This window comes from Streptococcus mitis (assembly GCF_001579035.1).
GTDB lineage: Bacteria > Bacillota > Bacilli > Lactobacillales > Streptococcaceae > Streptococcus > Streptococcus mitis_J.
Genome location: NZ_KQ970291.1, coordinates 128,577 through 141,954, shown reverse-complemented (window position 1 = coordinate 141,954; position 13,378 = coordinate 128,577). Strand labels below are relative to the sequence as shown.

The following is a 13,378-nucleotide window of genomic DNA, read 5'->3' as shown; positions in this document are numbered from 1 at the left end:
TTGCTTAGCTTTATTCCGCCATAGCTCAGTTGGTAGTAGCGCATGACTGTTAATCATGATGTCGTAGGTTCGAGTCCTACTGGCGGAGTAGTTAATTAAAGGAGGTTTTGACCTCTTTTTTGTTATATAATTAATAATCTATCTCGCACCTAATGAAGCGAGATATTTTTCTTGACGATAGAAGTTTCAGATATCATCATTTTTGAACAGTGATAGCACTTGAATCGACGCTTTCTAAGGAGAATTTTAGTAGGCATACTAGTCGTTTCGAGGTAAGGAATTTTAGAAGGTTTTTGAAAGTCATATTTCTTCATTTGACTTCCGCAATCAGAGCAAGATGGAGCCTCATAATCCAATTTAGCAATGATTTCTTTGTGTGAATCTCTATTGATGATATCTATAATTTGAATATTAGGGTCTTTAATGTCTAGTAGTTTTGTGATAAAATGTAATTGTTCCATATGAATCTTTCTAATGATGGTTTGGTCGCTTTTCATTATAGATGATATGGGACTTTTTTTCTATAATAAAATAGGCTCCATAATATCTATAGGGGATTTACCCACTACAAATATTATAGAGCCAGAAAAGCTAATCTCGAGAAAGGACAAATTTCGTCCTTTCTTTTTTTGATGTTTAGAGCGATGAAAATCCGTTTTTTGAAGTTTTCAAAGTTCCGAAAACCAAAGGCGTTGCGCTTGATAAGTTTGATGAGATTAATTATTAGTGGCTTCTAGTTTGGCGTTAGAATAGGGTAGTTTAAGGGCATTGACAATTTTCTCGTTATCTTTGAGAAATGTTTTAAAGACAGTTTGAAAAATTTGATACTATGCGTTTTTCTTATTTTAAGATTTTTAGCTCAGTCTCTTTTAGTATTTAACGCAATCAATAAGGTTTTTATCAAAGTCTAATTTAGGTAGTAAATTTATTTCTATTCTGTCAACTTTTCCTATTTTTTTATCTTGTTGAGGTTGGTATTTTAACAATTCAGGAATTATTAATGATTAATTAAAATTTTTTGTTAGAATAAGTTCATAAAAAAGAAAAGGAGTTTTGATTATGTTACAAAAAATTTATGAGCAGATGGCGGATTTTTATAGAAATATTGAAGAAGAGTATGGTACTGTATTTGGTGATCATTTTGACTGGGAACATTTTCATTTTAAATTTTTGATTTATTATTTAGTTAGATATGGCATTGGGTGTCGTAGGGATTTTATCGTTTACCATTATCGTGTTGCTTATCGTTTGTATCTTGAAAAGATGATAATGAATCGGGGGTTTATTTCTTGTTGAGGTAATTTTAGTAAATTTCCGAACAAACTTACTTTTTCATGGCAATATAATAATAAATAGCAGGAATTTTTTCTAAATCATTTTTTAATAGTTGGAAATAGCAAATCTTTCTATTGTTTCTTCTTGATAAAAAGGCGATTTTTTCTTATAATAAATTGTAAGATATAATTGCGGGTGAGATTCCTGCCATGTATGTGAGAAAGGAAGAGCCTGAGGGCTCAGACAAGATTATGACTTCAGTTGTTGTTGTAGGTACCCAATGGGGTGATGAAGGTAAAGGGAAGATTACAGACTTCCTTTCAGCGAATGCAGAAGTGATTGCACGTTACCAAGGTGGTGATAATGCAGGTCACACGATTGTCATTGACGGTAAGAAATTTAAGTTGCACTTGATTCCATCTGGAATTTTCTTCCCTGAAAAAATCTCTGTTATTGGGAATGGTATGGTTGTAAATCCTAAATCTCTTGTAAAAGAGTTGAGCTATCTTCATGAGGAAGGTGTGACAACTGATAACTTGCGTATTTCTGATCGTGCGCATGTTATTTTGCCTTATCATATCGAGTTAGACCGTTTGCAAGAAGAAGCTAAGGGCGACAATAAGATTGGAACTACAATCAAGGGAATTGGTCCAGCTTATATGGACAAGGCTGCTCGTGTTGGGATTCGTATTGCCGATCTTTTGGATAAAGATATTTTCCGTGAGCGTTTAGAACGTAACCTTGCTGAAAAGAATCGTCTTTTTGAAAAATTGTATGACAGTAAAGCGATTGCTTTTGATGATATTTTTGAAGAGTATTACGAATATGGTCAACAAATCAAGAAATATGTAACCGATACATCTGTTATTTTGAATGATGCGCTTGATAACGGTAAACGCGTGCTTTTTGAAGGTGCACAAGGTGTTATGCTAGATATTGACCAAGGGACCTATCCATTTGTTACGTCGTCAAACCCTGTGGCTGGTGGTGTTACGATTGGTTCTGGTGTTGGTCCAAGTAAGATTGACAAGGTTGTTGGTGTATGTAAAGCCTATACGAGTCGTGTAGGAGACGGTCCTTTCCCAACTGAGTTGTTTGATGAAGTGGGAGAACGTATCCGTGAAGTCGGTCATGAATATGGTACAACAACTGGTCGTCCACGTCGTGTGGGTTGGTTTGACTCAGTTGTGATGCGTCATAGTCGTCGTGTTTCTGGTATTACTAATCTTTCATTGAACTCTATCGATGTTTTGAGTGGTTTAGATACAGTGAAAATCTGTGTGGCCTATGATCTTGATGGTCAACGTATTGACTACTATCCAGCTAGTCTTGAGCAATTGAAACGTTGCAAGCCTATCTATGAAGAGTTGCCAGGTTGGTCAGAAGATATTACTGGAGTTCGTAATTTGGAAGATCTTCCTGAGAATGCGCGTAACTATGTTCGTCGTGTGAGTGAATTGGTTGGCGTTCGTATTTCTACTTTCTCAGTAGGTCCTGGTCGTGAACAAACGAATATTTTAGAAAGTGTTTGGTCCTAAGAGATTTTTAAGATTTGTTTAAGATAGGTCGGGTATACTATAGACAGTTACAAGAAGACCTCCTAACTTGTTGTAACAAATATCCTAAACTTTTCTTTTTCATAATAATCTCCCTATAAAGTCACCGCATTCGGTGGCTTTTTTTGTGTTGGGATTCATGATATAATAATAAAATCGATAAGTAGGAAAAGGGAAATTGATGAATTATACAGTTGAAGAAAAAGAAGTCTTTATGAGGGAGGCTTTGAGAGAGGCTGAGATTGCTCTTGAACACGATGAAATTCCAATTGGTTGTGTGATTGTCAAGGACGGAGAAATCATTGGTCGTGGGCATAATGCGCGTGAGGAATTACAGCGAGCGGTTATGCATGCGGAGATTATGGCTATAGAGAATGCGAACTTGAGTGAGGAGAGCTGGCGCTTGCTGGATTGCACACTTTTTGTGACCATTGAACCGTGTGTCATGTGTAGTGGGGCGATTGGACTCGCCCGTATTTCAACCGTGGTCTATGGAGCTAAAAACCAGAAATTTGGCGCTGCTGGGAGTTTGTACGATATCTTGACAGATGAGCGTCTCAATCATCGTGTGGAGGTTGAAACGGGAATTTTGGAAGATGAATGTGCAGCTATTATGCAGGATTTTTTTAGAAATAGACGGAAAAAATAATTTTGCTTTTAAAATGAATAGGAATGTGATATAATAAATAGTGGAGCAACAGTTCTGCGTGAAGCGGGTCAGGGGAGGAATCCAGCAGCCCTAAGCGATTTGAATTGTGTGCTCTTTTTTTCGTGCTTTTTCCGAATAAATAAGATAGAATAATCTAGAATAAATGATAATAGAAAAGAGAAGATGATGAAAATTCGTGGTTTTGAATTGGTTTCTAGTTTTACAGATGAAAATTTATTGCCCAAGCGTGAGACAGCGCATGCGGCTGGTTACGACTTAAAGGTTGCTGTGCGCACAGTTATCGCTCCAGGAGAGATTGTCTTGGTTCCGACAGGGGTTAAGGCTTATATGCAGCCGACTGAGGTTCTCTACCTCTATGATCGTTCTTCAAATCCTCGTAAAAAGGGCTTGGTTTTAATTAATTCAGTTGGGGTCATTGATGGGGATTATTATGGAAATCCTGGGAATGAAGGTCACATTTTTGCTCAGATGAAGAATATTACAGATCAAGAGGTTGTTCTTGAAGTTGGAGAACGTGTGGTCCAGGCTGTCTTTGCGCCTTTCTTAATCGTAGATGGAGATGTGGCAGACGGCGTGCGGACTGGTGGATTTGGATCGACAGGGCACTAGAATGAAGATTATCTTTGTACGTCATGGAGAGCCAGATTATTGTGAGTTAGAGGAGCATTCTTATACGGGATTTGGGATAGATTTGGCGCCCTTATCTGAGAAGGGACGGCAGCAGGCTCAGGAACTGAGCACCAATCCTTTACTCCTTTCAGCTGAAATAATTATATCTTCTGCAGTCACAAGAGCTTTAGAAACGGCTTTTTATGTGGTTTGTGCTACGGGACTTCCTTTAAGAGTAGAGCCTTTGTTACATGAATGGCAGGTCTATGAAAGTGGCACAGATAATTTTGAAAAAGCTCGTACTATGTTTCTAGAAAATAAGGGGGAGTTACTTCCTAATAGTCCTGTTCAATATGAGACAGCTGAAGAGATGAAGTCTCGTTTTCTAGAATGTATGGGTAAGTATCGAGATTACCAGACTGTGGTAGTTGTTGCTCATCGAATGCTCATGCGCCAGTTTGTACCAAATGAGAAGATTGATTTTTGCCAAGTGATTGAGTGTGAGTTAGAGATATAGAAAGAGGTTTATCATCGCAAAGAAAAAAGCGACATTTGTATGTCAAAATTGTGGGTATAATTCCCCTAAATATCTGGGACGTTGTCCTAACTGTGGGTCTTGGTCTTCCTTTGTAGAAGAGGTTGAGGTTGCCGAGGTTAAGAATGCGCGTGTATCCTTGACAGGTGAGAAAACCAAGCCCATGAAACTGGCTGAGGTGACTTCAATCAATGTCAATCGAACCAAGACGGAGATGGAGGAATTCAACCGTGTACTTGGAGGCGGAGTGGTACCAGGAAGTCTTGTCCTCATCGGTGGGGATCCTGGGATTGGGAAATCAACGCTTCTCCTACAAGTCTCAACCCAGTTGTCTCAAGTGGGGACAGTTCTCTATGTCAGTGGGGAGGAGTCTGCCCAGCAGATTAAACTACGTGCAGAGCGTTTGGGTGATATTGATAGCGAGTTTTATCTCTATGCAGAGACCAATATGCAGAGTGTTCGAGCAGAGGTGGAAAGAATCCAGCCAGACTTACTCATTATTGACTCCATTCAGACTATTATGTCTCCTGAGATTTCAGGGGTGCAGGGATCTGTTTCTCAAGTGCGTGAGGTGACAGCTGAACTTATGCAACTGGCCAAAACTAATAACATTGCCATCTTTATCGTAGGGCATGTGACCAAGGAGGGCACTCTGGCTGGTCCGAGAATGCTGGAGCATATGGTGGATACGGTGCTTTACTTTGAAGGGGAGCGTCACCACACCTTTCGTATTTTGAGAGCGGTCAAAAATCGTTTTGGTTCCACTAATGAGATTGGGATTTTTGAGATGCAGTCGGGCGGTTTGGTTGAGGTACTCAATCCGAGTCAAGTTTTCCTAGAGGAGCGTTTGGATGGGGCGACTGGTTCCTCCATCGTTGTGACCATGGAAGGGACGCGTCCGATTTTGGCGGAGGTTCAGGCTTTGGTGACACCGACCATGTTTGGAAATGCCAAGCGTACAACGACTGGGCTTGACTTTAATCGTGCTAGCTTGATTATGGCTGTTTTGGAAAAACGGGCAGGTCTTCTCTTGCAAAATCAGGATGCCTATCTCAAATCTGCTGGCGGTGTTAAATTGGATGAACCTGCGATAGACTTGGCCGTTGCGGTTGCTATTGCTTCGAGCTATAAAGACAAGCCAACTAATCCTCAGGAATGTTTTGTCGGAGAATTGGGCTTAACTGGAGAAATTCGGCGCGTAAATCGTATCGAGCAACGTATCAACGAAGCTGCTAAACTGGGCTTTACTAAGATTTATGTACCCAAGAATTCCTTGACAGGAATCACTTCGCCCAAGGAAATTCAAGTCATTGGCGTAACAACGATTCAGGAAGTTTTGAAAAAGGTCTTTGCATAATCCGTGACAAATCCTCTTAAAAATGATAAGATAGGAGAAATATTTGACTATCAAATTTTCGAGGAGGGAATCGTGTCGTATTTTGAACAGTTTATGCAAGCCAATCAGGCTTATGTTGCCCTACATGGGCAGTTAAATCTGCCACTTAAACCCAAAACAAGAGTGGCTATTGTGACCTGTATGGACTCTCGTCTGCACGTTGCGCAAGCTCTAGGTTTGGCACTTGGGGATGCTCATATCTTGCGGAATGCAGGTGGTCGAGTGACAGAGGACATGATTCGTTCGCTAGTTATTTCCCAACAACAAATGGGGACAAGAGAGATTGTGGTGCTGCACCATACAGACTGTGGTGCTCAGACCTTTGAAAATGGACCTTTTCAGGAGTATCTGAAAGAGGAACTAGGTGTCGACGTGTCAGACCAGGACTTCTTGCCCTTCCAAGATATAGAGGAGAGTGTACGTGAGGACATGCAATTGCTTATCGAGTCTCCCCTAATACCAGATGATGTCATTATCTCTGGTGCTATTTACGATGTGGATACAGGAAGTATGACGGTCGTAGAATTGTAAAAAATTCATTTAGAAAGAAAGTGTATGAAGAAAAACAGTATTTTATTTATTTTTATGTTATTGCTATGTATTGGTTTGCAGTATGAGACTATCTACTATACGGACGGTTCGATGTCAGGTGCAGAATATGGACTCATGGGAGTTTCTATCTTTCTAGCTCTCTTTTACATGATTCCGGCTCTTTATTTCCTTTTCCGTACTGGGAAAAAATGGGAATTGCCAAAGAAAGCCTTGATTTTGTCTTTATTGGGTGGGATGTTCCTTTCAGGTTGGTTGTCTAGCTTTGCGAATACCTATATCCATGATTTACTGGGTGTTTTTTTCCCAGATAGTGCCTTTTTAAATGCCTTTGAAAGTGCTATTGTGGCTCCTTTGGTAGAAGAGCCCTTGAAATTATTGCCACTTGTCTTTGTTTTAGCTTTGATTCCTGTGCGAAAATTAAAATCTTTGTTTTTACTAGGCATTGCTTCTGGTTTGGGATTCCAAATGATTGAGGATATTAGCTATATTCGTACGGATTTGCCAGAGGGCTTTGACTTTACTATTTCGAGGATTTTAGAGCGTATCATCTCAGGAATTGCCTCTCACTGGACTTTTTCAGGTCTGGCTGTAGTAGGTGTTTACTTGCTTTACAGAGCCTATAAAGGGCAGAAGGTTGGCAAGAAAGAGGGACTTATTTTCCTAGGTTTAGCCTTGGGAATTCATTTCTTGTTTAACTCTCCTTTTGTTGAATTGGAGACAGAGTTGCCTTTAGCGATTCCAGTGGTTACGGCTATTACTCTCTATGGTTTTTATCAGGCTTATCGTTTTGTTGAGAAGCACGATGAGTTGATGAACTAGAATATTTTTCAAAAGAATGATGCAAGGGTACAAATATGGTGCCCTTCTTTTATTTTTGATTGAAAAATAGTGTAAAAAGCGCTACAATGGTAGATGGAAAAAATCTTGTGAAAAGCACAAGCGATACATATATACCGGAGGAAATCATGTCTTTTTCTGATTTAAAGCTGTTTGCCCTTTCTTCTAATAAAGAATTGGCAGAACGTGTGGCGCAGGAGATTGGGATAGAGTTGGGGAAATCAAGTGTCCGTCAATTTTCAGATGGAGAGATTCAGGTCAACATCGAAGAATCAATCCGTGGGAAACACGTCTTTATCCTACAATCAACTAGTTCGCCTGTAAATGACAATCTGCTTGAAATTTTGATTATGGTGGATGCTTTGAAGCGTGCGAGTGCAGAATCTGTCAATGTTGTCATGCCTTACTATGGGTATGCACGTCAGGATAGAAAGGCGAGAGCGCGTGAGCCAATCACTTCAAAACTTGTCGCAAATATGCTTGAAGTAGCTGGAGTGGATCGTTTATTGACCATCGACTTGCATGCTGCGCAGATTCAAGGATTCTTTGATATTCCTGTGGATCATTTGATGGGAGCTCCTCTGATTGCGGATTATTTTGAGCGTCGTGGCATGGTTGGTTCTGACTATGTGGTTGTCAGCCCAGACCATGGAGGGGTGACTCGTGCTCGTAAGTTAGCAGAATTTTTGAAAACATCTATCGCTATCATAGACAAACGTCGTAGCGTTGATAAGATGAATACCAGTGAAGTCATGAACATCATCGGTAAGGTCGAAGGCAAGACTTGTATCTTGATTGATGATATGATTGATACTGCTGGAACGATTTGTCATGCGGCAGATGCTCTTGCGGAAGCTGGTGCTGTTGAAGTCTATGCAAGTTGTACGCACCCAGTTCTTTCTGGTCCTGCTATGGATAATATCCAAAAATCAGCTATCAAGAAATTGGTTGTTTTGGATACCATCTATCTGCCAGAAGAGCGTTTGATTGATAAGATTGAACAGATTTCGATTGCTCATCTACTAGGAGATGCTATTGTACGTATCCATGAAAAACGCCCACTTTCTCCACTTTTCAGTATTGAGAAAAAGATTTAATGACAAAGCCTGAGATGATTCTCAGGTTTTTTTCATCTCTTTTCCGAATAAATAGATAGAAGCAGAGAATCTAGTAAATCTAGATTTAATACTCTTCGAAAATCAAATTCAAACCACGTCAACGTCGCCTTGCCGTATATATGTGACTGACTTCGTCAGTCTTATCTGCAACCTCAAAACAGTGTTTTGAGCAACATGCGGCTAGTTTCCTAGTTTGCTCTTTGATTTTCATTGAGTATAAAACTGTGGTATAATAAAAGGAGGAAAAGGATGATTCTAAGACATCCGGGCATTAGCCCGACCAACGATTTGGTTGCTAAGAAAATTTTCAGCAATCCAGAAATCACTTGTCAATTTATTCGCGATATGCTGGATTTGCCAGCAAAAAATGTGACCATTTTGGAGGGAAGTAACATTCACGTCTTGCCTTCCATGCCGTACTCGGCGCAGGATTTCTATACCAGTATAGACGTCTTGGCGGAGTTGGATAATGGAACGCAAGTCATTATTGAGATTCAAGTGCATCATCAGAATTTTTTCATCAATCGTCTGTGGGCTTATCTGTGTAGTCAGGTCAATCAAAACCTAGAAAAAATTCGTCAACGAGAAGGTGATACACACCAGAGTTATAAACACATCGCACCAGTATACGCAATCGCAATTGTCGATAGTAACTACTTCTCAGATGACTTGGCTTTTCATAGCTTTAGCATGCGCGAGGACACGACAGGTGAGGTTTTAACCATCACCAATAATGGACAGGAAAACCATCTAGTCAAGATGGCGTTCTTAGAACTAAAAAAATACAGAGAAACCAGCAAAGACGAGGTTCGCAAGCCCTGGTTGGAGTTTTTCGGGAATAAACCCTTTACCCAGCACCCCGAGCGAGCCATCAGCCAAGCAGACCAACTGCTGGACTACAAGAGCTGGTCCGAGGAGGACAGGAAAATGTTTAGTCAACTACGTATGCGCGAAGAACAGGCCTTGTTAGCTCAGGACTATGCCTTGGAACAAGCTGAAGAAAAAGGTTTAGAGAGAGGTCTTGAACGTGGTCGCGCAGAGGGCATTGAACAGGGACTAGAACGAGGGCGAGCAGAGGGGATTGAACAAGGACGATCGGAAGGTATCGAACAGGGTCTTGAACAGGGGTTAGAACGTGGAAAACTTTTTGCCTTCTTAGATATGGTCCGTCAAGGTCTTCTGACTTCAGAAGTTGCGAGTGAGCAATTAGGCATGACCGTGGCTGAGTTTGAGGAGCTATTGAAAGACCATCATAACTAAGAACTAAAAAAATACAGAGAAACCAGCAAAGACGAGGTTCGCAAGCCATGGTTGGAGTTTTTCGGCAACAAGCCCTTTACCCAAGAACCCGAGCGAGCCATCAGTCAGGCAGATCAACTGCTGGACTACAAGAGCTGGTCCGAGGAGGACAGGAAAATGTTTAGTCAACTACGTATGCGCGAAGAACAGGCCTTGTTAGCTCAGGACTATGCCTTGGAACAAGCTGAAGAAAAAGGTTTAGAGAGAGGTCTTGAACGTGGTCGTGCAGAAGGTATTGAACAGGGACTGGAGCGAGGGAAAGTTGAAGGAAGTTTGTCCATGCTACTAAATTTAGTCCGTCAAGGCATTCTGACTTCCGAGGTTGCCAGTCAGCAATTGGGCATGACCGTCGCTGAGTTTGAGGTACTATTGAAAAACTATCATACATAAGACCTAAAAAATACAGAGAAACCAGCAAAGACGAGGTTCGCAAACCGTGGTTGGAGTTTTTTGGGAATAAACCCTTTACCCAACAACCCGAGCGAGCCATCAGCCAAGCAGACCAACTGCTGGACTACAAGAGCTGGTCCGAGGAGGACAGGAAAATGTTTAGTCAACTACGTATGCGAGAAGAACAAGCCTTGTTGGCACAGGACTATGCCTTGGAACAAGCTGAGGAAAAAGGGTTGGAGAGAGGTCGTGCAGAGGGGATTGAACAGGGACTGGAGCGTGGACTTGAACGTGGAAAACTTTTTGCTTTCCTAGATATGGTTCGCCAAGGACTTCTGACTTCCGAGGTTGCCAGCCATCAGCTGGGTATGAGCGTCGCTGAGTTTGAGGCGCTATTGAAGGACCACCATAAATAAAACCTAAAAAAATACAGAGAAACCAGCAAAGACGAGGTTCGCAAGCCGTGGTTAGAGTTTTTCGGGAATAAGCCCTTTACTCAACAACCCGAGCGAGTCATCAGCCAAGCCAGCGGTTAGGCGTGTCCATTGCTGAGTTGGTGTCCTTTCTATGAACTCACATTTTTAATAGTAGAAAGTTGATGGGATGGCAAGTTCTTATAAAAATATTTGTCATTTTTGCTTGACATTTGCAGTTCTTTATTAGATAATGCTAGGGAAGTAAGAATAATCTAGCAATCCATACAGCCTATATGTTGAGATTTGTTCAAAGACAGCATGCTTGAGAAATTTTTTTCTTTGTTTAGTAAAATGATGAAAAAAATTTAAAAATTAGCAGAAAACTCTTGACAAATCCTGCAAATATTTATATACTGTATGGTAGTAAGATAGTCTTACAAAATATTATAAAGAAAATGAAGGAGATAAAACGATGAAAAAAGTTTTATTGACAAGTGCTGTTGTCTTGACAGCTTTCGGTGCATATACTGTTGCAAATGCAGAGGATGTAACTATTCCATCACTCACAGCTAACACTAGTACTTATGTACAATCTTTGAAACAAAAGATTGCAATGGTTAAAAGTGGATATCCTTATCGTGATGCTACTGGGCAACCTGCTGCTGGAACAAATCCTGCTAATGATGCAGCCTCATTGCAAAATAGTGTTGAGCAAGTACAAGCTGCAGTCGTTGCATTGACAAAACTCCAAAACGAGTATAAAGTTCTTTTTACTAAGTATCACAATGCTTTGACTGAGCGCCAAGAGCGTGAAGCTAAACAAGACGAATTGGCGAAAGCAGTTGGAGCTGCTAAAACAAAAGTAGATGATTTGATGTATGATCAACAAGGTTCTAAGATTGCTAATTCAGCGTTGACTGATGAATATAACAATTTGACAGCTGATGTTGCTAATAATCGTAGTATTGCCTGGGCTTATCAACAACTAACTACTAAGAAAGAAGCATTATCTGCTGCGAAGGAAGACCTTGCAAAATACAAAGCAGAGAATGTGACTGAGTTAGCAAGCGACTATCAAGAAATGGTAACAACAAAGACAGCTGCGGTTAATACGGCACAACTTGCTGTAGATGAAGCTGAGAAAGAATATGCTAAACGTTCTGCTCGCGCTGAATCATTAGAAACTGATATTATCCTTGCATCGGACGTAGATTATGCTACTGGTTATGCAATTCGTCAAGCCGCTAAAGAACTACGTGCAGCGAATAAGGCACAAGCAGAAAATGATGGTAAATTAGCAGCAGTTATCGAGTCAGTAAACAAACCTGTTACAGGACTTCAAGCTAGACTTACAACACTTAAAGGTACTGGTGCTGATAGTATCAAACACGCAGAAGCAGAATTGGATACAAAAGTTGGTGTTGCAAAAACTAATTTTGCTACTGTAGAAGCACACATTGCTGCTGTTAATCCAGCAGAGGCTAAACGTGTTGGTTTGAAATTCGAATTTGAAAAACTAGCAGACGCAGTTAAAGCTGTTCTAGCAACAGAAACTCCAGATGTTCCAGCAACTCCAGCAACTCCAGCAAAAGCTGCTTGGGTTCAATCAGGTTCTAGCTGGTGGTACAAACACGCTGATGGTTCTTACACAACTAACGGTTGGGAAAAAATCAACGGCACTTGGTACTACTTCGACCAAGCTGGTTGGATGGCAACTGGTTGGGTTAAAGATAACGGTACTTGGTACTACCTAAACAACAACGGTTCTATGGCAACTGGTTGGGTTAAAGATAACGGTACTTGGTACTACCTAAACAACAACGGTTCTATGGCAACTGGTTGGTACAAAGTTGGTGAAAAATGGTACTACTCATACGCTTCAGGTGCCCTTGCAGTTAACACAACTGTAAATGGCTACACTGTAAACGAAAACGGTGAGTGGGTTAAATAATCCAAGATAATTTAAAACTAGGAGAGTTCTCTCCTAGTTTTTTTGGCTCTTTGTTAGCTATAGGGGGTAGAGTTTTGGGGATTTTACTTGGAACTTTGTCTATTGGTTAGAAGAAAATAAAAAGTGAACAAGACGATATTTCAGTTCTGTTCACTTTATGTTATAAGTTATTCTATAGTCTTACAACAACGCCTCAAACTCAGCTACGGTCATACCCAATTGTTCACTCGCAAATTCAGAAGTTAAGACATGTTGGCGAACCATATCTAAGAAGGCAAAAAGTTTCCCTTCTTCCCTTCCTTCAACTTTCCCACGCTCCAGTCCCTGTTCAATACCTTCTGCTCGACCACGTTCAAGACCACGTTCTAAGCCCTTTTCCTCCGCTTGTTCCAAGGCATGGTCCTGCGCTAACAATGCCTGTTCTTCACGCATACGTAGTTGACTAAACATCTTCCTGTCCTCCTCGGACCAGCTCTTGTAGTCCAGCAGTTGGTCTGCCTGGCTGATGGCTCGCTCGGGGTGCTGGGTAAAGGGTTTATTCCCGAAAAACTCCAACCACGGCTTGCGAACCTCGTCTTTGCTGGTTTCTCTGTATTTTTTTAGTTCTTATTTATGATGCTCTTTCAATAGTTCTTCAAACTCAGCCACGGTCATGCCTAATTGCTCACTCGCAACCTCAGCTGTTAAAAGATGCTGGCGAACAAGATTTGCTAACATAACAAAACCACCTTCAGCCCTAGCAGTTTCCAAGGCATAGTCCTGCGCTAACAAGGC

At 40.9% G+C, this 13,378-nt stretch carries 10 protein-coding genes, 1 tRNA gene, 1 other RNA gene and 7 pseudogenes; 16 read left to right on the top strand and 3 right to left on the bottom strand.

Going from position 1 to position 13,378, the window contains the following annotated elements:
* The first annotated feature begins 14 nt into the window (after positions 1-14).
* Positions 15-88, top strand: a tRNA-Asn gene (locus tag SMIDD26_RS09775).
* Positions 89-164: 76 nt separating this feature from the next.
* Here SMIDD26_RS09775 and SMIDD26_RS09770 read toward each other — a convergent pair.
* Together SMIDD26_RS09770 and SMIDD26_RS09765 are read right to left on the bottom strand one after the other, a co-directional pair.
* Positions 165-461 (bottom strand): annotated as a pseudogene (locus tag SMIDD26_RS09770) (transposase family protein); the annotation flags it as partial.
* A 130-nt stretch (positions 462-591) separates the two neighbouring features.
* Positions 592-827: pseudogene (locus SMIDD26_RS09765) on the bottom strand (transposase); the annotation flags it as partial.
* Between the two features lie 232 nt (positions 828-1,059).
* Here SMIDD26_RS09765 and comW point away from each other — a divergent pair.
* The 15 genes and pseudogenes from comW to SMIDD26_RS13635 form a co-directional block, all read left to right on the top strand.
* Positions 1,060-1,296 carry a sigma(X)-activator ComW gene (gene comW, locus SMIDD26_RS09760; RefSeq protein ID WP_050314545.1) on the top strand — a complete coding sequence of 79 codons (237 nt, stop codon included), beginning with the start codon at positions 1,060-1,062 and terminating at the stop codon, positions 1,294-1,296.
* Positions 1,297-1,526: 230 nt separating this feature from the next.
* On the top strand, positions 1,527-2,813 hold the full coding sequence (locus tag SMIDD26_RS09755) for an adenylosuccinate synthase (protein WP_001832534.1): 1,287 nt from the start codon (positions 1,527-1,529) through the stop codon (positions 2,811-2,813).
* 199 nt (positions 2,814-3,012) lie between these two features.
* Entirely contained in the window at positions 3,013-3,480 is a 468-nt protein-coding gene (gene tadA, locus SMIDD26_RS09750; RefSeq protein WP_061439973.1) for a tRNA adenosine(34) deaminase TadA, read from the top strand.
* A gap of 32 nt (positions 3,481-3,512) precedes the next feature.
* Positions 3,513-3,610: signal recognition particle sRNA small type (gene ffs, locus SMIDD26_RS09745), an RNA gene on the top strand.
* Positions 3,611-3,666: 56 nt separating this feature from the next.
* The gene (locus SMIDD26_RS09740; RefSeq protein ID WP_061439972.1) at positions 3,667-4,110 is read left to right on the top strand and encodes a dUTP diphosphatase; all 444 of its coding nucleotides are present in this window, start codon (positions 3,667-3,669) and stop codon (positions 4,108-4,110) included.
* The gene (locus tag SMIDD26_RS09735) at positions 4,061-4,627 is read left to right on the top strand and encodes a histidine phosphatase family protein (protein ID WP_167747515.1); all 567 of its coding nucleotides are present in this window, start codon (positions 4,061-4,063) and stop codon (positions 4,625-4,627) included. Before SMIDD26_RS09740 ends, SMIDD26_RS09735 begins: the two co-directional genes overlap by 50 nt.
* Positions 4,628-4,640: 13 nt before the next feature.
* Positions 4,641-6,002, top strand: coding sequence for a DNA repair protein RadA (radA, locus tag SMIDD26_RS09730; protein ID WP_134990281.1), 1,362 nt, complete (start codon positions 4,641-4,643; stop codon positions 6,000-6,002).
* Positions 6,003-6,074: 72 nt separating this feature from the next.
* A complete protein-coding gene (locus SMIDD26_RS09725; RefSeq protein WP_004237611.1) occupies positions 6,075-6,572 on the top strand; it encodes a beta-class carbonic anhydrase in 498 nt (165 codons plus the stop codon).
* Positions 6,573-6,596: 24 nt separating this feature from the next.
* Positions 6,597-7,412 (top strand): PrsW family intramembrane metalloprotease, encoded by an 816-nt coding sequence (locus tag SMIDD26_RS09720; RefSeq protein ID WP_061439969.1) that lies wholly within the window; start codon positions 6,597-6,599, stop codon positions 7,410-7,412.
* 146 nt (positions 7,413-7,558) lie between these two features.
* A complete protein-coding gene (locus SMIDD26_RS09715) occupies positions 7,559-8,527 on the top strand; it encodes a ribose-phosphate diphosphokinase (RefSeq protein WP_000010158.1) in 969 nt (322 codons plus the stop codon).
* Between the two features lie 270 nt (positions 8,528-8,797).
* Positions 8,798-9,808: an Rpn family recombination-promoting nuclease/putative transposase gene (locus SMIDD26_RS09710; RefSeq protein WP_061439968.1), complete on the top strand. Its 1,011-nt coding sequence runs from the start codon at positions 8,798-8,800 to the stop codon at positions 9,806-9,808.
* Positions 9,809-10,237 (top strand): annotated as a pseudogene (locus SMIDD26_RS13360) (hypothetical protein); the annotation flags it as partial. It abuts the gene before it with no gap.
* A gap of 2 nt (positions 10,238-10,239) precedes the next feature.
* Positions 10,240-10,653: pseudogene (locus tag SMIDD26_RS09700) on the top strand (hypothetical protein); the annotation flags it as partial.
* Positions 10,654-10,656: 3 nt separating this feature from the next.
* Positions 10,657-10,764: pseudogene (locus SMIDD26_RS13355) on the top strand (flagellar assembly protein H domain protein); the annotation flags it as partial.
* Positions 10,765-12,250: 1,486 nt separating this feature from the next.
* Positions 12,251-12,604: pseudogene (locus SMIDD26_RS13635) on the top strand (N-acetylmuramoyl-L-alanine amidase family protein); the annotation flags it as partial.
* Positions 12,605-12,784: 180 nt separating this feature from the next.
* Here SMIDD26_RS13635 and SMIDD26_RS09690 read toward each other — a convergent pair.
* Positions 12,785-13,210, bottom strand: a pseudogene (locus SMIDD26_RS09690) (hypothetical protein); the annotation flags it as partial.
* Positions 13,211-13,378 lie beyond the last annotated feature (168 nt).

Coding starts and splice junctions, on each gene's coding strand:
- SMIDD26_RS09710 (WP_061439968.1), top strand. CDS start 8,798: ATGATTCTAAGACATCCGGGCATTAGCCCGACCAACGATTTGGTTGCT.
- SMIDD26_RS09755 (WP_001832534.1), top strand. CDS start 1,527: ATGACTTCAGTTGTTGTTGTAGGTACCCAATGGGGTGATGAAGGTAAA.
- SMIDD26_RS09740 (WP_061439972.1), top strand. CDS start 3,667: ATGAAAATTCGTGGTTTTGAATTGGTTTCTAGTTTTACAGATGAAAAT.
- comW (WP_050314545.1), top strand. CDS start 1,060: ATGTTACAAAAAATTTATGAGCAGATGGCGGATTTTTATAGAAATATT.
- SMIDD26_RS09720 (WP_061439969.1), top strand. CDS start 6,597: ATGAAGAAAAACAGTATTTTATTTATTTTTATGTTATTGCTATGTATT.
- SMIDD26_RS09715 (WP_000010158.1), top strand. CDS start 7,559: ATGTCTTTTTCTGATTTAAAGCTGTTTGCCCTTTCTTCTAATAAAGAA.
- SMIDD26_RS09735 (WP_167747515.1), top strand. CDS start 4,061: ATGTGGCAGACGGCGTGCGGACTGGTGGATTTGGATCGACAGGGCACT.
- tadA (WP_061439973.1), top strand. CDS start 3,013: ATGAATTATACAGTTGAAGAAAAAGAAGTCTTTATGAGGGAGGCTTTG.